This is a genomic window from Rhodanobacter sp. T12-5 (assembly GCF_008329435.1).
GTDB lineage: Bacteria > Pseudomonadota > Gammaproteobacteria > Xanthomonadales > Rhodanobacteraceae > Rhodanobacter.
Genome location: NZ_NPKN01000007.1, coordinates 51,782 through 72,280, shown reverse-complemented (window position 1 = coordinate 72,280; position 20,499 = coordinate 51,782). Strand labels below are relative to the sequence as shown.

Sequence of the window (20,499 nt, the reverse complement as noted above, 5' to 3'; positions counted from 1 at the left end):
TTTGGGGCAGGCTTTACTGACTTGCCCCCCGCGACTTGGCACAATCAACCTTTGCCCCAACGTTGGTAGTCATGTCTTATCAGGTACTCGCCCGCAAGTGGCGCCCGCGCAAGTTCGCCGAACTGGTCGGGCAGGAACACGTGGTGCGCGCGCTCACCAATGCGCTCGAAACCGGGCGCATGCACCATGCCTATCTGTTCACCGGCACCCGCGGCGTCGGCAAGACCACCATCGCGCGCATCTTCGCCAAGTCGCTGAACTGCGAGCGCGGGCAGTCGGCCGATCCCTGCGGCGAGTGTTCGGTGTGCACGGCGGTGGACGAGGGGCGCTTCGTCGACCTGCTGGAGATCGACGCGGCCAGCAACACCGGCGTGGACGACGTGCGCGAGGTGATCGAGAACGCGCAGTACGCGCCGTCGCGCGGCCGCTTCAAGGTGTACCTGGTCGACGAGGTGCACATGCTGTCGAAGAACGCGTTCAACGCGCTGCTGAAGACGCTGGAAGAGCCGCCGCCGCACGTGAAGTTCCTGCTGGCCACCACCGATCCGCAGAAACTGCCGGTGACGGTGCTGTCGCGTTGCCTGAAGTTCAACCTGAAGCGGCTGCTGCCCGAGCAGATCTCCGGCCAGATGCGGCACATCCTCGGTGCCGAGAACATCGCCTATGAAGACAGCGCGATCGGCGAGCTGGCCCGCGCCGCGGACGGTTCGCTACGCGACGGCCTGTCGTTGCTGGACCAGGCGATCGCCTATGGCGGCGGTGCGCTGCATGCGGACGACGTGCGCACCATGCTCGGCAGCGTCGCGCGCGGTCAGGTGCTCGGTGTGCTTGATGCGCTGGCCGCCGGCGACGGCGAGCGGCTGCTGGCCGAGTGCACGCAGATCGCCTCGTACTCGCCCGACTTCGGCGGCGTGCTGGACGACATCGCCAGCGTGCTGCACCGGTTGCAGTTGATCCAGCTGATTCCCGGCTATCGTCCCGACGAGGAAGGCGAGGACGACGGCAGCCTGTCGTCGCTGGCGGAGCGGATCACGCCGGAAGACGTGCAGCTGTACTACCAGATCGCCACCTCCGGCCGCCGTGACCTTGCACTGGCGCCGGATGCGCGAACGGGTTTCGAGATGGCTATGCTGCGCATGCTGGCGTTCCGTCCCGGCGATGGCTCATCGGCGGCACGCGTCGAGCGACCGTCGGCGAGCAGCCAGTCGGCCGCGCCACGCTCGGCGGTGGACGCGCAGGCTTCACGGTCGCCAGCTGCGCCGACACGTGCAGCCGAAGCGCCGACTCCGCGCGTGGCACCGACACCCACTCCCGCGCCAGTTGCCGCCGCTCCGGTGGCGCGCGATGCCCATGGCTTGCCGGATTGGGAGTCATTGATCGAGCGCGCCGGCTTGCGTGGTCCGTTCAGCGTGCTGGCGCAGAATGCCGTGCTGCGTGAGCGTGATGGCCAGACCCTGGTGCTGGCGTTGCAGCCGGCGCACATGAGCATGGCGGTCGAGCCGATGGTCAGCCAGATGGAGGAACGCGTTGGCAACGCGCTGGGCGAGCGCATCCGCCTGCGTTTCGTCAGCCAGGACCAGGCGGCAGGCGTGCAGACGCCGGCGGCTCGCGCCGCGCAGGCACGCGACAGCGCCCAGGCAGCTGCCGAACAGGCGATCGAGGACGATCCGCTGGTGCAGGCGCTGAAGCGCGACTTTGGAGCGCGCGTGGTGCCGCAATCCATCAAACCCTTTGACAACGAATCCGGAGCCATGTGATGAGAGGACAGATCGGCCAGCTGATGCAGCAGGCGCAGCGCATGCAGGAAGACATGAAGCGCGCGCAGGAGGAAATCGCCAAGCTCGAAGTCACCGGCAACGCCGGTGGCGGCCTGGTCAGCGTGGTGATGACCGGTGCGCACGAAGTGCGCCGCGTGCAGATCGACCGGCAGACCTTTGCCGATGACCCGGAGATGGCCGAGGATCTGGTTGCCGCCGCGATCAACGACGCGGTGAACAAGGTCGCCGAAGTCAGCAAGAACAAGCTCGGCGGCGTTACCGCCGGGATGAATCTCCCGGCCGGCTTCAAGATGCCGTTCTGAAAGCAGGAGTGATTGGAGAGGAGTGAGAAGCGAGAGCGCGCGCATCAGCCTGCCGCTCTTCGCTTTTTCTCTCGCTTCTCACTCCTCTTCACTCACTTCTCGGATCATCCATGTCATCCGGCTCCCCACTCCTCGCCGAACTGATCGAAGCCCTGCGCTGCCTGCCCGGCGTGGGCGGCAAGAGTGCGCAACGGATGGCCTTCCATCTGCTGGAGCGGGAGCGCGAGCGTGGCCTGAAGCTGGCTGCCGTGATGGAGCAGGCGATGCAGCGGATCGGCCATTGCGAGCGTTGTCGCAATTTCAGCGAGGACCCGCTGTGTTCGCTGTGCGCCAGTTCCAGTCGCGACCGTCAGGTGCTGTGCGTGGTGGAATCGCCGACCGACCTGGCGGCGATCGAGCAGGCCACCGGCTATCGCGGGCAGTACTTCGTGCTGATGGGCCGGCTGTCGCCGCTGGATGGACTGGGGCCGGAAGAGCTCGGGTTGGCGCAACTGGCACAGCGCCTGGGTGAGGGCGAGGTCGAAGAGTTGATCATTGCCACCAACCCCACCGTGGAAGGCGAGGCGACCGCGCACTACCTGGCGCAATTGGCTCGTGCCGGCGGCGTGCGACCGACCCGGCTGGCGCATGGCGTGCCACTGGGTGGCGAACTTGAATATGTGGATCGCAGCACGCTGGCGCACGCTTTCGGCGGGCGGCAACTGCTCGACTGACGGGCGAGGAGACATCCATGAGCGACACGATTTTCAGCAAGATCATCCGCCGTGAAATCCCGGCCGACATCGTTTACGAGAACGATGACGTGCTGGGGTTTCGCGACCTGAATCCGCAGGCACCGGTGCATGTGTTGTTCATTCCGAAGCAGCCGCTGGCCACGCTCGACGACGCGACCGCAGGGGATGCCGAACTGCTTGGCAAGCTGCTGCTCGCCACGGCGGCCTATGCCAGGCAGGAAGGCTTTGCCGAGAACGGCTATCGCGCAGTGATAAATTGCAACGAGGATGGCGGGCAGACCGTGTTCCACCTGCATGTGCACCTGCTGGCCGGACGTCGCATGCACTGGCCACCGGGCTGACGCAGGGCTCGCCAGGCAGATGCGAAGACGCCGGCTCGAGGCCGGCGTCTTCGCATCTGATTACTTGTTACTTGTGCGGCGGCGGCGGTGGTGCCGGCCGCACCACGATCACCCGCGGTCGGTTCCAATACGGGTCGCCCCACGGCCCCCACGGCCCGTAGTAACCCGGGCCGAAACCGGGGCCCCAGAACGGGTCGTAGAAACCGGCCGGGTAACGAACTACGGCGGGGCGTTTCGGCCACAGGTAAACCACGTCGGCTTCCACTCGCGGATAGGCGTAATCATAGTCGCCCACCTTTTGCGATACCGCGCCATGCAAGGTGCCGGTGACGGTCACTTCGCGTCCGCGCGTGAATACTTCCGGGTCATAGAAGCCGTCGCGGCAAGCGACGAATCGCCCCTGGCTTTCCCCGGCGTTGCCGGACTCCGGGCGTGCCTGGCTGTCCAGTGGGCGAGACAGCAGGTAGAAACAGGTCTGCTGCGGGCCCGGCTCGGTCTTGATGATTTCACCTCCCCAGCGCACACGGGTTCCACCGGCACCACCCTGCTGGGCACTGGCGGTGGATACATTCGCGTAGGCGCCTTCGAGCGGCTTGGGTATCGTCGCGCATCCGCCCAGCAGGGCGAATGCGGCGATGACGGCGATTGGACGGTACGGGGACATGGGGCTTTCTCCATCATGGCGAAGGCATGCGCCTCCGCTTCGGCTCTTATTTGACCACGGCGACAGGGCGAAAATTCCGCACGGCGCGCTGAAACGTGCGCAAGGATTCAGGCGGCGGTTCGTCATGAGCATAACGCAGCTCCAGGTAACTCCTCATCAGCGCGACGAGTTCGTCGCGTTGCATGGGCAATGCACGGGCAGCACGCTGCAGATAATGCCGCGGACCTTCGCCGACCGTCCGTGCGACACCCTTTCGGGCGAGCTTTTGTTCCAGTTCGCGCAGGGATGCCCGCAAGGGATCACGCAAATGCCGTTTCGACAACGCCCATGCCAGCCCGACCGCGATAAACAGCAAGCTGCCCAGAGCCAGCAGTATTGCCAGCATTCCCGTGTCGGTATTGCGGACACCGAACGGTGTCAACAAACCGCGCTGGCGCAGGGCATCAAAACCGATAACGCCCTTGTCCCACCAACGGTTGACAATGTCCCAGCGATTGCGCAAACCCTGCAGCCAGTCGTTCCGGTACCAGGCCAACTGATCGCCAGCCGCCGCGGCGGCTCCCAGCGAGACGCGCTCCGGGCGTACCGCAGCGGTGGGATCGACCCGGACCCAGCCCCGTCCGGCCAGCCACACCTCGCTCCATGCATGCGCATCGGAGTAGCGCACCAGCAGATACCCGCCAAGCTCGTTCCAGTAGCCTCCCTGGTAACCGGTAACGACCCGCGCCGGAATGCCGGCGGCACGCATCAGCACGGTGAAGGCCGACGAATAGTGCTCGCAGAAACCTTCGCGGGTGCCGAACAGGAAATCGTCCACCGCGTCGCGTCCCAGCGGGGCCGGGGCCAGCGTGTAACTGAAGCCGCCGTCGTGGAACAGCGCCAGTGCCGCCCGCACGATCGCGGCATCGTCGTCGCCGTACTGTTGGCGCCATTGGCTTGCCAGCGCATGGGTGCGGGGGTTGAAGCCTGAGGGCAGGCGCAGACCCAGGCGCCGCGAGCGATCGTCCAGCGTGGGTTGCAGCCGATAGCGCAATGCCGAACGCAGCCGATAGCTCAGCGGATCGTTGACCGGTTTGTCGGCGAATACTTCACGATCGGCCTGCAGCCTTGCCTGGGCGGGAGCCGCCAGCGGCACATCCAGTGTCGGCAACACCCGCTGATGTGTGGGCTGCAGACTGATCTGGTAGTCGATGGCGCGGTCGACGTCGATCGGTGCCGGCGTCGTCGCCGTCGTGGGCGGGGTGGGCGTGTAGTGCCAGCCGCGGCCGTCGTATGTCCACATCACGTAGGCACGGAAATAGCGCAGGTCAGGCGGCGGCGGTGCGCCGTCGAAGCTCACCCGCATCGAGGGGTTGTCGTTGGTGAGCAGGTCGGTCAGGTTGCCCGGTGTCATGCTGTCGCTCAGGCCGGTGGTGGCCTGGTCCCGCGACGGCGCACCCCACAGCGGCGAACTCAGTCGCGGTACCAGCAGGAACGCCAGCAGGGCCAGCGGCAACGCTGCCGCCAGCAAGGTCAGGCCAGGCAACAGCGAGCGTTGCAGGCTGCCTGGGGCTTGCGCCGGTTCCAGCGCGCGCAGGGTCGCCAGTGCCGGCAGCAGGCCGAGCACGACCACGGCTGTGGCGACCAATCCCTGATCGAACAGCAACGCGGTCATCAATGCGAAACAGGCGAAGCTGACGCCGACGCGGACATCGCGGATGCTCTCGGTTTCCAGCAATTTCAGGACGAGCAACCCGACGACCAGTGCAGCACCCGGCTCGCGGCCGACGATGTTGCCGTAGTTGACTATCACCGCCAGCGTCAGCAGGACCAGCATCGGCAGCTTGATCCAGCGCGGCACGTGGCCGGACTGTCGGCGTCGCTGCCACCAGCGCCAGCCAAGGACGAGTGCCAGCATGAGATCCAGCCACCATGGCAGATGCATGGCATGCAGCCCCAGCACCAGCGCCATGGTCAGGCACAGCAGGTCGAATGCGCGGGAGTCGATCGGCGGCTCGGTGGATCGGCCGCGTGGCAGGCCGCTCATGGCAGGCACGCCAGCGCGTTCATGCAGCGCGCATGGTGAAGCGGTCCGCTGCCGCTGGCGATGTGGTTGCCGGGCAACCACAGGCTGTAGTTGCAGCGCAAAGCCTGTGCCTCGTTCAACCAGCGCGCCAGCCGGGCGATACGCGCCTCGCTGTCGATCCCGCCCAGCTGACGCCAGTCCAGTTGCCATTGCGGGCGATTCTGCGGCTGCTCGAAATCCTTCACCAGCAGGTTTTCGTGCCGCGCGCTGGCTTTCCAGGCGATATGCCGTTGCGGATCGCCGGCATGGTAATCGCGCAGCGCAGCGAGTTCATCGCCACGATGTAACTGCATGTGGCGGGCGTCGTCGCCCGGCGCCTTGGGTGGGGGCCCGGCAGCTTCCGCGCGCGGCCATACCAGTACCGCCTGATCCGGATGCAGCCAGCTCCAGGCGCGAAACAGTCCGAGCGGCCATGTGCTCCACAAGCGCATGCGTGGCAGTGGTTGCCAGCCGCGCTTTTCAGTGGGCAACGACAGCTTTACCTGAGTGGTGGCGGGGCCGGGCGCGAACGCAACGCGGCACTCGCCGAGGTCGAGGCGAATGGCACTGCGCGGACGTCGGGAATCGAACGTCAAGGTCAACTCGAGGGGTTGGCCGGCGACGGCATGGCCGCCGTGGATGTGGCTCAGGCGCAGGCCGTCGAGGCTGCGAAATGCGATCAGCATGCTGGCCGAGCTGGCCGCACCGAGCAGGCACGTAAGCAGCAGCGCGGCGTTGTTGGCGTAATTCAGTGCGCCGATCAGCATCACCAGAAGCAGCACCGAAAAGCCGAGGCCGAAAGCGGTCGGCACGATATAGATGCGCCGCCGATGCAGTTCGATCGGCAGCTTCTCGGGGCGACGATAGCGAGTCAGCGCAGGCAGCCGGCGCTCGGCCCATCGTTGCAACGACTGCAGCGTTTCTCGCATCAATCCACCGCGACCTCGGCCAGCAACTGGCGCGCCAGCGCATCCCCATTGGCGCCCCGCGCCGGCAGCAGGCGGTGCGCCGCCAATGGCACGAACAGCGCCTGGATGTCTTCCGGCAATACATGCGTGCGGCCGCTGAGCATCGCCCAGCTTCGTGCCGCTCCGAGGAGCGCAAGGCCGGCACGCGGCGACAGGCCCACGCGGATCTCGTTGTGCCGACGGCTGGCCGACAGCAGCGCCTGCAGGTAATCGAGCAACGCGGTACTGGCGGTGATCGACTGTGCCTGCTGATGCAGCGCGAGCAGGGCGGTGACATCGAGTTGCGGGGTCAGCCTGGCCAGCAGGTCGCGCCGGTCCGAGCCGGTAAGCAGGGCGCGTTCGGCGGTCGCGTCCGGATAGTCCAGCGACAGTCGCAACATGAAGCGGTCGAGTTGCGAGTCGGGCAGCGGGAAGGTGCCGTTGAGGTCCAGCGGGTTCTGTGTGGCGACCACGAAGAACGGTTGCGCCAGGGCATGGGTCTGGCCGTCCACGGTGACCTGATCCTCGGCCATCGCTTCGAGCAACGCGCTTTGCGTTTTCGGGCTGGCGCGGTTGATCTCGTCGGCCAGCAGCAGGCCGGTAAAGATTGGCCCGGGATGGAAACGGAACTGGCCGGTTTCGCGCTCGTATACGCTGACCCCGATGATGTCCGACGGCAGCAGGTCGCTGGTGAATTGCACGCGCTGGAATTCCAGTGCGAAGGTGGCGGCCAAGGCGTGCGCCAGGGTGGTCTTGCCCACGCCGGGCACGTCCTCCAGCAGCAGGTGACCACCGGCGATCAGGCAGGTGAACGCCAACTTCACCTGTCGCGGCTTGCCCAGGAGTACGCGATTGACCTGCGCCATCGCGGCATCCAGACGCTGCCGCAGGGATTCATCGTTGGACTCGGTCATGTCAGCGCGGTTTCCTCGGTGGCAGATCGCGCATCATGCTGCGCGCTTCCAACCAGTGTAACTGGCGCTGCGCACCCTACGGCAGTGCGACGCCGGCCGCGCGCAGCATGCTCGCCAGTGCGATCAGAGGAAGCCCGATCAGCGCGCTCGGGTCGCGATTGTCGATCGACTCGAACAGGCTGATGCCGAGGCCTTCGCATTTGAAGCTGCCTGCGCAGTCGAGCGGCTGTTCGCGTTCGACATAACGGGCGATTTCCGTTGCCGTCAATTCGCGAAAACGCACACGGGTGTGATCGACATGGGTATGCCGGCGGCCATCGCGGGTATCAAGCAGGCACAACGCCGTGTGGAAACTCACGTCGCGGCCGGAGCTGGCGGCGAGCTGGGCACGGGCGCATTCGGTCGTGCCGGGCTTGTCGAGGATCCGTCCATCCAGCTCGGCCACCTGGTCGGAGCCGATCACCAGCGCGTTGAACCAGCCGTTCGACGCGGCATCCGCCTTGGCGATGGCCAGGCGCAGGGCGCGTGGGGCCGGAAGTTCACCGGGCAGCGGCGTCTCGTCGGTGCCCGGGGCGGATTGCTCGAAGTCCGCCGCCAGTCGGCGCAGAAGTTCGGCGCGGTAGCGCGAAGTCGAGCCCAGCACGAGTCGGGGCGGCGTCAGGTCGTTCGGACTCATGTATCCGACTCGCGGCGGATGTGTTCGCGCATGGCGCTGTTGAGATCGCTCTGGGCCTGGGTGAGGGCCTGCAACAGGGGCTTCAGGCGATCGCGCGTGCTGCGCATCGAAGTGGCCGCTTCATCCAGTTCGTGCTGGCTGGCACGGGGCGAACGATCGCGGATCCACAGCCGTTGCTGCAATAACGCGCGCAAGCCGGCATCGATCGCGTGCTGCGCATCCTGCTCGCTGGCGGCGGGCAGGTCGGGGTTGAGCGACATCACGGCGTGCGCCTGTTGCAGGCCGGATCGACACGTCTTGAGATCGGCCTCCAGCCGGTCGGCCAGATCAAGCAGGGTGTTGAGGCTGTTGCCGCGCCGGAACTGGCGTCGGCGCAGCAGCAGCGCCGTGATCACGATGGCAACCAGCAGCGCCAGCAGTACGGCTGTACCGAGCGTCAGATAGAAGTTCAAGGGCAGCGGCTCAGGCGGCGAAGGGAATCAGTCTGCCGCATCGGGGCCGGATCAGGCAAAATACGCGGGGTCGGCCAGGGATTGGGCCATTCAGACGCTGTCCCGGTTGACTTGAGGCGGTTTCGAACCTAACATTCCGCGATTATGTCCGTGACACTGCCAGAGTCCGTGGACGCTTGGCGCATGGTTTCGGCGCGGCGTTCGTTCGAGGGAGCGCTTCCCATCGCGACCCTGTCACGCCTGTGCGAAGTGCTGGCAGACACCGGCGGCGACGTGCAGTTCGAGCTGGATTTCGGGCGCGACAGTCTCGGTATCAGTTATGTCGACGTTCGTGCGCGAGCTTCTCTGACGGTGGTTTGTCAGCGCACGCTGGAACCGTTTGCATTGCCGGTCACCGTGGACACCCGGCTCGGCCTGATCAAACTGGAGCGCGACGAGGCCGGGTTGCCGCCTGATTGCGAACCGCTGCTGGTGGCCGAGGATGGCCGATTGAGTCCGGCCGATGTGATTGAAGACGAATTGCTGTTGGCGCTGCCGCTGGTTCCGGTCAACCCGGACAGCAGCCTGCCCGATGAAGTGACAGGCCACGACCCGGAACAGATGCATGCCGGCGAGGGGCACTCCGAAAATCCGTTCGCGGTGTTGCGCGAACTGAAGAAGTAACCGCCGACCCGGCTCATCCGATCCGGGTCATGTCGAAACAGATCACCAGTTTCAATCATCAAGTTTCAGTTGGAGAACTACCATGGCAGTTGCCAAGAGCCGCCGTACCCCGTCCACCCGCGGCATGCGTCGTGCGCACGACGCGCTGAAGACCGTGCAGTTATCCACTGATCCGACCAGTGGCGAGGTGCACCTGCGCCATCACGTCACCAAGGATGGCTACTATCGCGGCAAGAAGGTGATCGAGACCAAGGGCGCAGTGTCGGTCGAGGATTGATCGGTTCCGCGGAACCCCCAGGGGTTTCCGGCAGATGATCATGCTGGACGGCGCGGCGACGCGCCGTTTTGCGTTCAGAGACGCCAGACCGTAACGTTCGGCGTTCGATCCACTGTTTTCTCCGACGGATAGTTGAATGGCCCAGATCTACGCCCGCATCATCGCCACCGGCAGCGCGCTGCCCGAGCGTGTGGTAACCAACGCCGATCTCGAAAAAATCGTCGACACCAGTGACGAGTGGATCCACACCCGCACCGGCATCCGCCAACGCCACATTGCCGCTGACGGCGAGACCACCGGCGACCTGGCTTTCGTTGCCGCGCAGCGCGCACTGGAAGCGGCGGGCGTCAAGGCGTCCGAACTCGACCTGATAATCCTCGGCACCACTACGCCGGACATCATTTTCCCGTCCACCGCCTGTCTGGTGCAGCATCGCCTGGGCGCGAACGGCTGCGCAGCATTCGACGTCAATGCCGCCTGCTCGGGCTTCGTCTATGCGCTGGGCATTGCCGACAAGTTCATTCGCAGCGGGCAGTCGAAGAAGGTGCTGGTGATCGGCGCGGAAACACTGACACGGATGGTCGACTGGACCGATCGCCAGAGTTGCGTGCTGTTCGGTGACGGTGCCGGCGCGGTGGTGCTGGAAGCCTCCGACGAACCGGGCATCTACGCCACCTGCCTGCACGCCGATGGCGGCTACAAGCATCTGCTGTACAACCCGGTCGGCGTATCGGTCGGTTTCAAGGACGAACCGAACCACGGCGTGCGCATCAACATGGCCGGCCGCGAGGTGTTCAAGGTCGCAGTGAAGACGCTCGACGCGCTGGTCGGCGAGACCCTGCAGGCCGCCGGCATGGACGAGTCGCAGATCGACTGGCTGATCCCGCACCAGGCCAACCTGCGCATCATCGAGGCGACCGCCAAGCGACTGAACATGTCGATGGAGCGGGTGATCGTGACGGTCGACAAGCATGCGAATACTTCGTCCGGTTCGGTCCCGCTGGCGCTGGACTATGCGGTGCGTTCGGGCAAGGTGCAGCGCGGCCAGAACCTCCTGCTGGAAGCGTTCGGCGGCGGTTTCACCTGGGCCTCGGCACTGCTGCGCTACTGAGCCACGATGATTCGGGTTTCTCCACGATGCCGCCTTCGGGCGGCATCGTGCTTTTGGCCGCGCCAGGCGGATACAGCTGCGTATGGGCGGTGATGCTGGCACCATGTCGGTTTTCGTCGATGGAATTCGCGTATCCATGAGTTCACCGTCCGCTTCGCTCGCTTTTGTTTTTCCCGGCCAGGGTTCGCAATCGGTCGGCATGCTGGCCGAACTGGCCGCCGCGCATGCCGAGGTGCAGGCGACCTTTGAGGAGGCCTCCCAGGGCGCCGGTCTCGATCTGTGGCACTTGAGCGCACAAGGACCGGAAGACCAGCTCAACCGCACCGAGAACACCCAGCCGGCCTTGCTCGCAGCCAGTGTTGCGGTATGGCGGGTGTGGCAGAAGCTCGGCGGCGCGCAGCCGGTGCAGCTGGCCGGCCACAGTCTGGGCGAGTACAGCGCGCTGGTATGCGCCGGCGCTCTGTCGTTGCATGACGCGGCGGCGCTGGTGGCCGAGCGCGGCCGGTTGATGCAGGCGGCGGTGCCGGCCGGCGTCGGCGCGATGGCGGCGATCCTCGGTGGCGACGATGCACAGATCGCCTCGGTGTGCGAGGAAGTGGCGCAGGGCCAGGTGGTGTCGCCGGCCAACTTCAATTCTCCGGGACAGCTGGTGATCGCCGGCAACGCCGAGGCGGTCGATCGCGCACTGGCGAGGCTTGCCGAGCTGGGCGTGAAGAAGGCGATCAAGCTGGCCGTGTCGGTGCCGTCGCATTGCGCCTTGATGCGCGAGGCGGCCGACCGGCTGGGCGAGCGGATGGCTTCGATCGATTGGCAGCCGCCCTCGATTCCGGTGATCCAGAATGCCGAAGCACGAAGCTACGGCAGCGTCGAGGAGATCCGCGGTGCGTTGCAGCGGCAGCTGTATCTGCCGGTGCGCTGGACCGAGTGCGTGCAGGCGTTGGCCGCCGGCGGCGCCACGCGCATTGCCGAATGCGGTCCGGGCAAGGTGCTGGCCGGCTTGATCAAGCGTATCGACAAGAACATCGAGGCACGCGCGATCGGAGCGCCGGCCGACCTGGAAGCCGCCCGCACCGAATGGGCGTAAGCGTACGTTTACGGAAAATCACCCGAAGGAAAGATTCAAATGAGCAATTCATTGCAAGGTGAAATCGCGCTGGTTACCGGCGCGAGCCGCGGCATCGGTGCGGCGATCGCGGATGAGCTGGCGGCGATGGGCGCGACCGTCATCGGCACGGCCACCAGCGAGAGCGGCGCTGTCGCGATCGGCGAGCGACTGGCCGCCCACGGTGGCCACGGCCGCGTGCTGAACGTCACCGACAGTGCTGCGGTCGAGGCGCTGATCGACGGTATCGCGAAGGAATTCGGCGCGGTCTCGATCCTTGTCAACAACGCAGGCATCACCCGCGACCAACTGCTGATGCGCATGAAGGACGAGGACTGGCAGGCGATCATCGACACCAACCTCAGCTCGGTCTATCGCACCTCCAAGGCGGTGATGCGCGGCATGATGAAGGCGAGGAAGGGCCGCATCATCTCGATCGCCTCGGTGATCGGACTCACCGGCAATCCGGGCCAGTCCAACTATGCGGCGGCCAAGGCGGGTGTCATCGCCTTCTCCAAGTCGCTGGCACGGGAAATCGGTACCCGCGGCATCACCGTCAACGTGGTGGCGCCGGGCTTCATCGACACCGACATGACCCGCGCGCTGCCGGAGACCTCGAAGCAGGCGCTGCTCGGCCAGATCGCGCTGGGGCGACTGGGCGAGGTGTCGGACATCGCCAAGGCGGTCGGCTTTCTCGCTTCACCGGCCGCGGCCTACATCACCGGCGAAACGCTGCACGTCAATGGCGGCATGTACATGGCGTAAGGCAGTTGTCGCCAGCAGACGCGTTTTAGGCGACAATTGCGCCTTCGCGTCGGTTTCACAGGACGCTGCGTCCGGGTATCACCGGCGAATCGTGGCGGCCTCGCGGTTTAGCCACTACAATGCGCCGGCCTTTTGCAGGCATTACGCCGGCACAGACAAACAATTACTCCTTGAGAGGTATGGGCAACATGAGCACCATCGAAGAGCGCGTGAAGAAAATCGTCATCGAGCAGTTGGGCGTGAAAGAGGATGAAGTCACGGCGAACGCTTCGTTCGTGGACGATCTGGGCGCAGATTCGCTGGACACGGTGGAACTGGTGATGGCGCTCGAGGAAGAGTTCGAGACCGAGATTCCCGACGAAGACGCCGAGAAGATCACCACCGTGCAGCAGGCCGTCGATTACATCAAGGCCCACTCCAAGGATTGATCGGCACACCATTGTTCGCTGTTGGTCAGACTGGCCTGCGTGGTTTGGGCCAGTCGACTACCGCGGCGAGACCGAACGCTGCGCCTTCCCGGCGCAGTTTTCGTTTCTGCATTTTGTAACGTCCGAACCCGTATGGTGCACAGGATGCGCGCCAGGCAGGGCCGGACGACGTCTCCGCGGTCGGCGCGGGACGGCTGTCGGCAACGGCAGATCCACGCAATCACGTAAGGAACATCAGCATGAGCAAGCGACGTGTGGTAGTGACCGGCATGGGCATCATCTCGCCGGTCGGCAACGACATCGCCAGCGCCTGGGATCGTGTTCTCAAGGGCGTCAGCGGGATCGGCCCGGTCACCCATTTCGACACCTCCGCTTATTCCACGCGCATCGCCGGCCAGGTCAGCGGCTTCGATCCTGCGCAGTGGATGCCGTTGAAGGACGTCAAGAAAATGGACCCGTTCATCCACTACGGCGTGGCCGCAGGTACCCAGGCCTTGCGTGATTCCGGGCTGGACGTAACCGAGGCGAACGCGCCGCGCATCGGCGTGGCGGTCGGTGCCGGCATCGGCGGCCTGTACACGATCGAGGCGACCACGCTGGAGCTGGCGGCGAAGGGCCCGCGCCGGGTTTCGCCGTTCTACGTGCCCAGCTCGATCATCAACATGGCCTCGGGTCAGCTTTCCATCATGTTCGGCCTGAAGGGTCCGAACATCGCCTGCGTCACCGCCTGCACCACCGGCGCGCACAACATCGGCCTGGCCGCACGGATGATCCAGTACGGCGATGCCGACGCGATGATCGCCGGCGGTGCCGAATTCGCCACCACCGGCACCGCGATGGCCGGCTTCTGCTCGGCCAAGGCGATGTCCACCCGCAACGATGAGCCGACCAAGGCCAGCCGGCCGTGGGACAAGGATCGCGACGGCTTCGTGCTGTCCGATGGCGCCGGCGTGCTGATGCTGGAAGAGTACGAGCATGCCAAGGCCCGCGGCGCGCGCATCTACGCCGAGCTGGTCGGTTTCGGCATGAGCGGCGACGCGTTCCACATGACTGCGCCGAGCGAGGGTGGCGAAGGTGCGGCACGCTGCATCCAGACCGCACTGGACGATGCCGGCCTCAATCCGACGGACGTGCAGTACATCAATGCGCACGGCACCTCCACGCCGCTGGGCGACCTGGGCGAGGTGATGGCGGCGAAGAAGGTGTTCGGTGATCACGCCTACAAGCTGGCGATGAGTTCGACCAAGTCGACCACCGGCCATCTGCTCGGTGCGGCCGGCGGCGTCGAGGCGATCTTCAGCATCCTGGCGCTGCGCGATCAGGTGATGCCGCCGACGATCAATCTCGACGAGCCGGGCGAAGGCTGCGATCTCGACTTCGTGGCGAACACCGCGCGCGAAGCGAAGCTCGACGTGGCGATCTCCAATTCGTTCGGCTTCGGCGGCACCAACGGCACGCTGGCCTTCCGCCGCGTCTGAGCGTGACCTGCCATCGCCGTATTCTGGGCGGCCGGCGCGATCTGCTCGCGCCGGCCGCTGCTTTTCCGCAGCGTTATCCGTGCCTGCTCGAAAGCGTGGTGCACGGTACCGCGCATTCGCGCTACGACATCCTGTTTGCGTTCCCGCGCGAGCGGCTCACGCTGCAGGCCGACGGCCGTCTTTGCGATGATGCCGGGACTTTGCGGGAAGGGCGTTTCCTCGATGCGCTGGACGCTGCCTGGCAGGCCGAGCGCCTGCCGCCGGAGAACGACGGGCTGCCGTTCCACGGCGGCTGGGTGTTGCTGCTGGCTTACGAGCTGGCCGGCGAGATCGAACCGACGCTGAAGCTGCGGGCACCGACGACCTTGCCGCTGGCGCTGGCCGTGCGCTGTCCGGCCGCAGTGATCGTCGACCATGCACGCGATTGCACGATCCTGGTCGCCGAGACCGGCCACGAGGATCTGCTCGATGTACTGGAAGCCGATCTCGCGGTCGTATCGCCGATTCCGCCGCCGGCCTCCCCGACCGGTTGGGACGAGGATGCGCCGCAACAGTTCCTCGACGGCGTAGCGCGCATCCACGAGCACCTCTACGCCGGTGACATCTTCCAGGTGAACCTGTCGCGTGCCTGGCGCGCGCGCTATGCGCAGCCGCCCGTGCCGGCGTCGCTGTATGCGGTGCTGCGCCAGGCCAATCCGGCGCCGTTCGCCGGCCTGCTGCAGCAGCCGGGCTGGGCGGTGGCGAGTTCTTCGCCCGAGCGGCTGGTCGAGGTGCGCGGTGGCGTGGCGCAGACCCGGCCGATCGCCGGCACGCGCCCCCGATTGCCCGGCGACGACGAGCTGGCGCGCATCCGCGAATTGAGCGCGCACCCGAAGGAGCGCGCCGAGCACGTGATGCTGATCGACCTGGAGCGCAACGACCTCGGTCGCGTCTGCGTGCCGGGCTCGGTCGAGGTCGACGAGCTGATGGTGGTGGAGAGTTACGCCCACGTTCACCACATCGTCTCCAATGTACGCGGACGCCTGCGCGCCGAGGTGACGCCCGGCGAGGTGATCGCCGCCACCTTTCCCGGCGGCACCATCACCGGCTGTCCCAAGGTGCGCTGCATGGAAATCATCGCCGCGCTGGAAGACGCGCCACGCGGCGCCTACACCGGCGCGCTGGGCTATCTCGATCGCAACGGTGAGCTCGACTTGAACATCCTGATCCGCACCCTGACCCTGGCCGGCAACGAAGCCAGCCTGCGCGCGGGGGCTGGCATCGTCGCCGACTCGGTGGCCGCCGACGAGCTGAATGAGACCCGCGCGAAGGCGCGCGGTTTGCTGCGTGCACTGGGAGTTCCGGACTGATGACGCCGCGCATGCTGGTCAACGGTCTGGTGTCGGAACAATTGCCGGCGCTGGATCGTGGCCTGGCATATGGCGATGGCTTGTTCGAGAGCATCCGCCTGATTGGCGCGTCGGCGCCACTTTGGTCGCGCCACATGCAACGGCTGATCGAAAGCTGCGCGCGCTTGCAGATACCGGCGCCGGACACTGCGCAACTGTGGTGCGAAGCGCTGGCCGTCACCAACGACATGGCGCAAGCGGTAGTGCGGATCACCATCACCCGCGGTTCCGGCGAGCGCGGCTACGTCTTGCCGGCATCGCCGAGGCCGACGCGGGTGGTGGCCGCGTTTGCGCCACCGCCGGTGGTTGCTGCGGACTACGCGCAGGGCATTCGCATGCGCGTGTGCGAGATCCGGTTGGGAGAACAGCCGCTGCTGGCCGGCATCAAGCACCTGAATCGGCTCGAACAAGTGCTGGCACGTGCCGAATGGAACGATCCGGCGATCACCGAGGGCGTGCTGCGCGATAGCCATGACAGGGTGATTTCGGCGACCATGGCCAATCTGTTCGCCGTGGTCGACGGCGAGCTGCTGACACCGGCGCTGGATCGCTGCGGCGTGGCCGGGGTGGCCCGCGCCGAAGTGCTGGCGACGTGTCCGCAGGCGCGGATCGGCGAGCTGACACTGGAAAGGTTGCTGGATGCCAGCGAGATCTTTCTCAGCTCGAGCGTGCGTGGAATCGTGCCGGTACGTTCGCTGGACGACCGCAGTTATGCGCCGGGGGCGACGACCCATCAGCTGCAGCGGCATTGGCGCAATCTGGGACTACGATGGAGCAGGGCGGATGAGTGACAAACCGATGCGCGGACGCGTGTTGTCGCGGATGCTGTTGCTGCTCGTATTGCTGGCAGCGGTGGGCGCGCTGATCTACGGATGGAACGACTACACCCGTTTCGGCGCCACGCCGCTGAACGTCGCGCGGCAAGGCGACAGCATCGACATCAGCCGTGGCAGCAGCTTCAAGGGCATCGTGGGCGAGTTGCGCGAACGTGGTCTCAGCAAGGCCAATCCGTGGTACTGGCGCCTGCTGGCGGAGCAGATGCGCGTTGCCGGCAAACTGCATGCCGGCGAGTACGCGATCGAGCCGGGTCTCACGCCGCGCCAGCTGCTCGCCAACATGGCGGCAGGCAAGGTGCTGCAGCGAAATTTCACCATCGTCGATGGCTGGACCTTTGCCGAGCTACGCCAGGCGCTGACCAGGGCCGAGAAGTTGAATCACGACAGCGCCGGGCTCGACAACGCGGCGATCATGCAAAAGATCGGTGCCGGCGGTGAAGCGCCGGAGGGGCGCTTCCTGCCGGAGACCTATGCCTATGTCAAAGGCGACAGCGACCTGGATATCCTCAGACGTGCGCACGCGGCCATGGTGAAGACACTCGCCGAATTGTGGGCCGGCCGCGCGAAGGATCTGCCGCTGGCCACGCCATACGATGCGCTGATCCTGGCGTCGATCGTGGAGAAGGAAACCGGCCTGCCTGCCGAGCGTGCCCGGATCGCCGGTGTGTTCGTGCGGCGCCTGCAGGACCACATGCTGCTGCAGACCGATCCCAGCGTGATCTACGGCATGGGCGCCCGCTACGCGGGCAATATCCGCAAGAGCGACCTCACCACCGACACGCCGTACAACACCTATACCCGCCCCGGCCTGCCGCCGACGCCGATCGCCCTGCCGGGCAAGCCGGCCATCGAGGCGGCGCTGCACCCGGCCGCCGGCGATGCGCTGTATTTCGTTGCGCGCGGCGATGGCGGGCACGTGTTTTCCAGTTCGCTGGAGGAACACAATCGCAACGTCGACTGCTACCAGCGGAAGCATTGCCGATGACGACCGCGCGCGGGAAATTCATCAGTCTCGAAGGCGGCGAAGGCGCCGGCAAAAGCACCTTGCTGGCCGGCCTGCGCGCATGCATCGAGCAGCACGGCATCGCATTGGTGCAGACACGCGAGCCCGGCGGCACCAGCGTCGGAGAAGCCGTGCGCGCCATCGTGCTTGATCCGGCCCAGCATGAGCTGGCTGCCGAGACCGAGTTGTTGTTGATGTTTGCTTCGCGCGCACAACTGGTGCGTGAAGTGATCGAGCCAGCGCTTGGCGCTGGCCGATGGGTGTTGTGCGACCGCTACGCCGATGCCAGCTACGCCTACCAGGGCGGGGGCCGCGGCCAGCCGACAGAGCGCATCGCCGAGCTGGAACGCTGGGCTTGCCATGGTGTGAAACCCGACCTGACCTTGCTGCTGGACCTGCCGGTGGCGACCGGCCGCGCCCGCGCTGCCGGCCGCGGCGACGCCGATCGTATCGAGAGCGAGGCGGATGCCTTCTTCGAGCGGGTGCGCGCGAGTTATCGCGAACGTGCCGCGACCGATCCCGATCGTTTCCGGGTGATTGACGCCAGCGAGACACCGGCTGCCGTACTGCTGGCGGCGACGCGGGCCTTGATGCCCCTGCTCGGAGAACCACAACCATGAACGGGTTGCCCTGGCATGCCGAACATTGGACACGTCTGCAGGCGCGCCGCCAACGCGACGCGCTGCCGCACGCCTTGTTGCTGTGTGGGGCCACCGGCCTGGGCAAGCGTGAGTTCGCCCGGCGCTTCGTCACCGGGCTGCTGTGCAGCGAACCGATCGACGGCGACGCCTGCGGGCATTGCCGCAGTTGCCAGCTGCTGGCTGCGGGCACGCATCCGGACGTGATCCCGCTCAGCTTCGGCCTGCGCAAGGATGGCGTTCAGCGCAGTGAGATCGTGGTCGACCAGGTCCGTGAACTGTCGGCGCGGCTGGCGATGAGCAGCCAGTTCGGCGGCTGGCAGGTGGCGATCATCGATCCAGCAGATGCAATGAATCCGGCGGCCGCCAACGCGTTGCTGAAAACGCTGGAAGAGCCTTCCGCGCAGACCATGCTCGTCCTGCTGGCCGACGCGCCGTGGCGCCTGCCGCAAACCATCCGCAGCCGCTGCCAGCGCATCGAATTTCATGTGCCGCCGAGCGCCGATGCCCTGGCCTGGCTGCAGGCCGAAGGCGTGCGCGACGCCGCGGCGGCACTCGCTGCCGCGGGCGGCAATCCTGGCCTGGCTGTTGCCTGGTCCCGGGAAGGTGCGCTCGAACGGCGGCTCGAAGTGCGCAAGGATCTGGCTGCGCTGGCGGCTGGCCGTGGCCAGCCGACCGAGGTGGTCAAGCGCTGGCTGGACAACGAACCCGCCCAACGATTGTGGTTCGCCGCGCAGGCCAGCGCGGACGAGATCAGGGCGCGCACCACGGGAAATGCCGGCCCGCTGGCCAGCGCGATGGACGTGGAAGCGCTCGGCCATTGGCATGGCGCGGTCAACCGTACCCGCGAAAGTCTGCGTGGCCCGCTGCGTGGAGATCTGCTGCTGCTGGAACTGCTGGCGCAGTGGCATTGAACAAGGCCGCCCCGGATGCGCTGCCTTCAATGCTGGCGGAGGTCGGCTTGCCGGCGTTCTCCGCATGCACGCGTCTGCTGGTGGTCGTGCCGCATCCGGATGATGAAAGCATTGCGACCGGCCTGCTGATCCAGCAAGTTCGGGCGGCCGGTGGCGAAGTGCGGATCGTGTTGCTGACCGCCGGTGACAACAATCCCTGGCCGCAACGCTGGTTGGAGCGGCGCGTGCGGATCGGTGCGGCGGATCGCCAGCGCTGGGGGCGCCGTCGGCGTGCGGAGATGTTGCGCGCGCTGGAATGTCTCGACGTTCCGCTGGAAGCTTTGCAGGCGCTGGACTGGCCCGATATGGGCGTTACCGATGTCCTGCTTCGGCCTGGCAGCGAGTTGGTGGCGGAAATGGCCGCCGCGATCGGGCAATTTCGTCCCAGCCTGGTGGCAGCGCCCTCGATCGAAGACCGTCACCCGGACCATGGCTCGGCTCACGTATTGGTGCGATTGGCCTTGGCCACACAGCCCGAGCCACCGTCGCTGCTGACCTACCTGGTGCATGGCCGCGGGCGGACCGGTGCGTCGATTGAAATTCGCGGCACGCCGACGCAAGCGGCGAACAAGCGCGCGGCTTTGGCGGCCCATCACAGCCAGATGGCGCTGAGCAGTGGGCGCCTGCGGCGTCTGGCAACCCGGCCCGAACGTTATGCATCGGTATCGGGAACCCCTGCCGACAGCCATGCCGTGTTGCCCTGGCGCCCGCCGGTGTGGCTGCGGCCGTGGTTGCGGCTGAGCACGATCGGCCCGTCAGGAAAGCACAGCTGGCGCTGGCACGAGGCGCCCCTGCGGCGCGACCGCGATGGCTGGTTCCACTTGCCCTCGGCGGCCACGGCAGAAGGCCGGCCGCTTTTCGCAAGGCTGGCGCTGACCCTGCCTTCACTGTGGATCTTCGATCACTGGGGCTGGTGCGAATGCACCGCCGCTCCCGAGCCGGCTGCAGCACCTCTTGCACCGGTCGATTGACAGGGCTAGCTTGTTGGCTCCAATGGGGATGACG

Annotated in this window: 23 protein-coding genes; 17 read left to right on the top strand and 6 right to left on the bottom strand. The window is 66.2% G+C overall.

The window, feature by feature from the left end; all coding sequences use genetic code 11:
• Positions 1–71 precede the first annotated feature (71 nt).
• The 4 genes from dnaX to CIW53_RS14020 all read left to right on the top strand — a co-directional run bounded on the left by dnaX (position 72) and on the right by CIW53_RS14020 (position 3,155).
• Positions 72–1,757, top strand: coding sequence for a DNA polymerase III subunit gamma/tau (dnaX, locus tag CIW53_RS14035; RefSeq protein ID WP_149365346.1), 1,686 nt, complete (start codon positions 72–74; stop codon positions 1,755–1,757).
• A complete protein-coding gene (locus CIW53_RS14030; RefSeq protein WP_149365345.1) occupies positions 1,757–2,080 on the top strand; it encodes a YbaB/EbfC family nucleoid-associated protein in 324 nt (107 codons plus the stop codon). The genes dnaX and CIW53_RS14030 overlap by 1 nt, the downstream gene beginning before the upstream one ends.
• Positions 2,081–2,190: 110 nt before the next feature.
• Complete coding sequence (recR, locus tag CIW53_RS14025) at positions 2,191–2,793, top strand: recombination mediator RecR (RefSeq protein WP_149365344.1); 603 nt, start codon at positions 2,191–2,193, stop codon at positions 2,791–2,793.
• 17 nt (positions 2,794–2,810) lie between these two features.
• Complete coding sequence (locus CIW53_RS14020; protein ID WP_149365343.1) at positions 2,811–3,155, top strand: histidine triad nucleotide-binding protein; 345 nt, start codon at positions 2,811–2,813, stop codon at positions 3,153–3,155.
• A gap of 67 nt (positions 3,156–3,222) precedes the next feature.
• Here CIW53_RS14020 and CIW53_RS14015 read toward each other — a convergent pair whose 3' ends face one another.
• From CIW53_RS14015 to CIW53_RS13990, 6 genes are all read right to left on the bottom strand, one after another.
• Positions 3,223–3,819 carry a Slp family lipoprotein gene (locus tag CIW53_RS14015; protein WP_149365342.1) on the bottom strand — a complete coding sequence of 199 codons (597 nt, stop codon included), beginning with the start codon at positions 3,817–3,819 and terminating at the stop codon, positions 3,223–3,225.
• 46 nt (positions 3,820–3,865) lie between these two features.
• Positions 3,866–5,845: a DUF3488 and transglutaminase-like domain-containing protein gene (locus tag CIW53_RS14010; RefSeq protein WP_149365341.1), complete on the bottom strand. Its 1,980-nt coding sequence runs from the start codon at positions 5,843–5,845 to the stop codon at positions 3,866–3,868.
• Entirely contained in the window at positions 5,842–6,792 is a 951-nt protein-coding gene (locus CIW53_RS14005; protein WP_149365340.1) for a DUF58 domain-containing protein, read from the bottom strand. The genes CIW53_RS14010 and CIW53_RS14005 overlap by 4 nt, the downstream gene beginning before the upstream one ends.
• On the bottom strand, positions 6,792–7,724 hold the full coding sequence (locus CIW53_RS14000) for a MoxR family ATPase (RefSeq protein WP_149365339.1): 933 nt from the start codon (positions 7,722–7,724) through the stop codon (positions 6,792–6,794). The genes CIW53_RS14005 and CIW53_RS14000 overlap by 1 nt, the downstream gene beginning before the upstream one ends.
• A 76-nt stretch (positions 7,725–7,800) precedes the next feature.
• Positions 7,801–8,400 (bottom strand): Maf family nucleotide pyrophosphatase, encoded by a 600-nt coding sequence (locus CIW53_RS13995; protein WP_149365338.1) that lies wholly within the window; start codon positions 8,398–8,400, stop codon positions 7,801–7,803.
• A complete protein-coding gene (locus CIW53_RS13990) occupies positions 8,397–8,852 on the bottom strand; it encodes a hypothetical protein (protein WP_149365337.1) in 456 nt (151 codons plus the stop codon). The genes CIW53_RS13995 and CIW53_RS13990 overlap by 4 nt, the downstream gene beginning before the upstream one ends.
• Positions 8,853–9,035: 183 nt before the next feature.
• Here CIW53_RS13990 and CIW53_RS13985 point away from each other — a divergent pair, with 183 nt between their 5' ends.
• The 13 genes from CIW53_RS13985 (at position 9,036) to CIW53_RS13925 (ending at position 20,465) form a co-directional block, all read left to right on the top strand.
• Positions 9,036–9,515 carry a YceD family protein gene (locus CIW53_RS13985; RefSeq protein WP_149365477.1) on the top strand — a complete coding sequence of 160 codons (480 nt, stop codon included), beginning with the start codon at positions 9,036–9,038 and terminating at the stop codon, positions 9,513–9,515.
• Between the two features lie 82 nt (positions 9,516–9,597).
• On the top strand, positions 9,598–9,792 hold the full coding sequence (rpmF, locus tag CIW53_RS13980; protein WP_149365336.1) for a 50S ribosomal protein L32: 195 nt from the start codon (positions 9,598–9,600) through the stop codon (positions 9,790–9,792).
• A 136-nt stretch (positions 9,793–9,928) separates the two neighbouring features.
• A complete protein-coding gene (locus CIW53_RS13975) occupies positions 9,929–10,903 on the top strand; it encodes a beta-ketoacyl-ACP synthase III (RefSeq protein ID WP_149365335.1) in 975 nt (324 codons plus the stop codon).
• Between the two features lie 136 nt (positions 10,904–11,039).
• A complete protein-coding gene (fabD, locus tag CIW53_RS13970; protein ID WP_149365334.1) occupies positions 11,040–11,987 on the top strand; it encodes an ACP S-malonyltransferase in 948 nt (315 codons plus the stop codon).
• Positions 11,988–12,026: 39 nt separating this feature from the next.
• A complete protein-coding gene (gene fabG / locus CIW53_RS13965; protein WP_149365333.1) occupies positions 12,027–12,770 on the top strand; it encodes a 3-oxoacyl-ACP reductase FabG in 744 nt (247 codons plus the stop codon).
• A 188-nt stretch (positions 12,771–12,958) separates the two neighbouring features.
• Positions 12,959–13,198, top strand: coding sequence for an acyl carrier protein (acpP, locus tag CIW53_RS13960; protein WP_007805185.1), 240 nt, complete (start codon positions 12,959–12,961; stop codon positions 13,196–13,198).
• A 239-nt stretch (positions 13,199–13,437) separates the two neighbouring features.
• Complete coding sequence (gene fabF, locus CIW53_RS13955) at positions 13,438–14,676, top strand: beta-ketoacyl-ACP synthase II (protein WP_149365332.1); 1,239 nt, start codon at positions 13,438–13,440, stop codon at positions 14,674–14,676.
• Between the two features lie 2 nt (positions 14,677–14,678).
• A complete protein-coding gene (locus CIW53_RS13950; RefSeq protein ID WP_149365331.1) occupies positions 14,679–16,025 on the top strand; it encodes an aminodeoxychorismate synthase component I in 1,347 nt (448 codons plus the stop codon).
• Positions 16,025–16,855 (top strand): aminodeoxychorismate lyase, encoded by an 831-nt coding sequence (pabC, locus tag CIW53_RS13945; protein WP_149365330.1) that lies wholly within the window; start codon positions 16,025–16,027, stop codon positions 16,853–16,855. The genes CIW53_RS13950 and pabC overlap by 1 nt, the downstream gene beginning before the upstream one ends.
• A complete protein-coding gene (gene mltG, locus CIW53_RS13940) occupies positions 16,848–17,885 on the top strand; it encodes an endolytic transglycosylase MltG (protein WP_149365329.1) in 1,038 nt (345 codons plus the stop codon). Before pabC ends, mltG begins: the two co-directional genes overlap by 8 nt.
• Positions 17,882–18,523 (top strand): dTMP kinase, encoded by a 642-nt coding sequence (tmk, locus tag CIW53_RS13935; protein WP_149365328.1) that lies wholly within the window; start codon positions 17,882–17,884, stop codon positions 18,521–18,523. The genes mltG and tmk overlap by 4 nt, the downstream gene beginning before the upstream one ends.
• Positions 18,520–19,455 (top strand): DNA polymerase III subunit delta', encoded by a 936-nt coding sequence (gene holB, locus CIW53_RS13930; protein ID WP_149365327.1) that lies wholly within the window; start codon positions 18,520–18,522, stop codon positions 19,453–19,455. Before tmk ends, holB begins: the two co-directional genes overlap by 4 nt.
• Positions 19,446–20,465: a PIG-L family deacetylase gene (locus CIW53_RS13925; RefSeq protein WP_149365326.1), complete on the top strand. Its 1,020-nt coding sequence runs from the start codon at positions 19,446–19,448 to the stop codon at positions 20,463–20,465. Before holB ends, CIW53_RS13925 begins: the two co-directional genes overlap by 10 nt.
• The last annotated feature ends 34 nt before the right edge of the window (positions 20,466–20,499 follow it).

What these genes read in the sequence shown, in the direction of transcription:
- pabC (WP_149365330.1), top strand. Translation starts at nt 16,025, where the DNA reads ATGACGCCGCGCATGCTGGTCAACGGTCTGGTGTCGGAACAATTGCCG.
- CIW53_RS13985 (WP_149365477.1), top strand. Translation starts at nt 9,036, where the DNA reads ATGGTTTCGGCGCGGCGTTCGTTCGAGGGAGCGCTTCCCATCGCGACC.
- tmk (WP_149365328.1), top strand. Translation starts at nt 17,882, where the DNA reads ATGACGACCGCGCGCGGGAAATTCATCAGTCTCGAAGGCGGCGAAGGC.
- acpP (WP_007805185.1), top strand. Translation starts at nt 12,959, where the DNA reads ATGAGCACCATCGAAGAGCGCGTGAAGAAAATCGTCATCGAGCAGTTG.
- CIW53_RS14005 (WP_149365340.1), bottom strand. Translation starts at nt 6,792, where the DNA reads ATGCGAGAAACGCTGCAGTCGTTGCAACGATGGGCCGAGCGCCGGCTG.
- mltG (WP_149365329.1), top strand. Translation starts at nt 16,848, where the DNA reads ATGAGTGACAAACCGATGCGCGGACGCGTGTTGTCGCGGATGCTGTTG.
- CIW53_RS13975 (WP_149365335.1), top strand. Translation starts at nt 9,929, where the DNA reads ATGGCCCAGATCTACGCCCGCATCATCGCCACCGGCAGCGCGCTGCCC.
- dnaX (WP_149365346.1), top strand. Translation starts at nt 72, where the DNA reads ATGTCTTATCAGGTACTCGCCCGCAAGTGGCGCCCGCGCAAGTTCGCC.
- CIW53_RS13995 (WP_149365338.1), bottom strand. Translation starts at nt 8,400, where the DNA reads ATGAGTCCGAACGACCTGACGCCGCCCCGACTCGTGCTGGGCTCGACT.
- CIW53_RS14000 (WP_149365339.1), bottom strand. Translation starts at nt 7,724, where the DNA reads ATGACCGAGTCCAACGATGAATCCCTGCGGCAGCGTCTGGATGCCGCG.
- fabF (WP_149365332.1), top strand. Translation starts at nt 13,438, where the DNA reads ATGAGCAAGCGACGTGTGGTAGTGACCGGCATGGGCATCATCTCGCCG.
- recR (WP_149365344.1), top strand. Translation starts at nt 2,191, where the DNA reads ATGTCATCCGGCTCCCCACTCCTCGCCGAACTGATCGAAGCCCTGCGC.
- CIW53_RS14015 (WP_149365342.1), bottom strand. Translation starts at nt 3,819, where the DNA reads ATGTCCCCGTACCGTCCAATCGCCGTCATCGCCGCATTCGCCCTGCTG.
- CIW53_RS14030 (WP_149365345.1), top strand. Translation starts at nt 1,757, where the DNA reads ATGAGAGGACAGATCGGCCAGCTGATGCAGCAGGCGCAGCGCATGCAG.
- fabG (WP_149365333.1), top strand. Translation starts at nt 12,027, where the DNA reads ATGAGCAATTCATTGCAAGGTGAAATCGCGCTGGTTACCGGCGCGAGC.
- rpmF (WP_149365336.1), top strand. Translation starts at nt 9,598, where the DNA reads ATGGCAGTTGCCAAGAGCCGCCGTACCCCGTCCACCCGCGGCATGCGT.
- CIW53_RS14020 (WP_149365343.1), top strand. Translation starts at nt 2,811, where the DNA reads ATGAGCGACACGATTTTCAGCAAGATCATCCGCCGTGAAATCCCGGCC.
- holB (WP_149365327.1), top strand. Translation starts at nt 18,520, where the DNA reads ATGAACGGGTTGCCCTGGCATGCCGAACATTGGACACGTCTGCAGGCG.
- fabD (WP_149365334.1), top strand. Translation starts at nt 11,040, where the DNA reads ATGAGTTCACCGTCCGCTTCGCTCGCTTTTGTTTTTCCCGGCCAGGGT.
- CIW53_RS14010 (WP_149365341.1), bottom strand. Translation starts at nt 5,845, where the DNA reads ATGAGCGGCCTGCCACGCGGCCGATCCACCGAGCCGCCGATCGACTCC.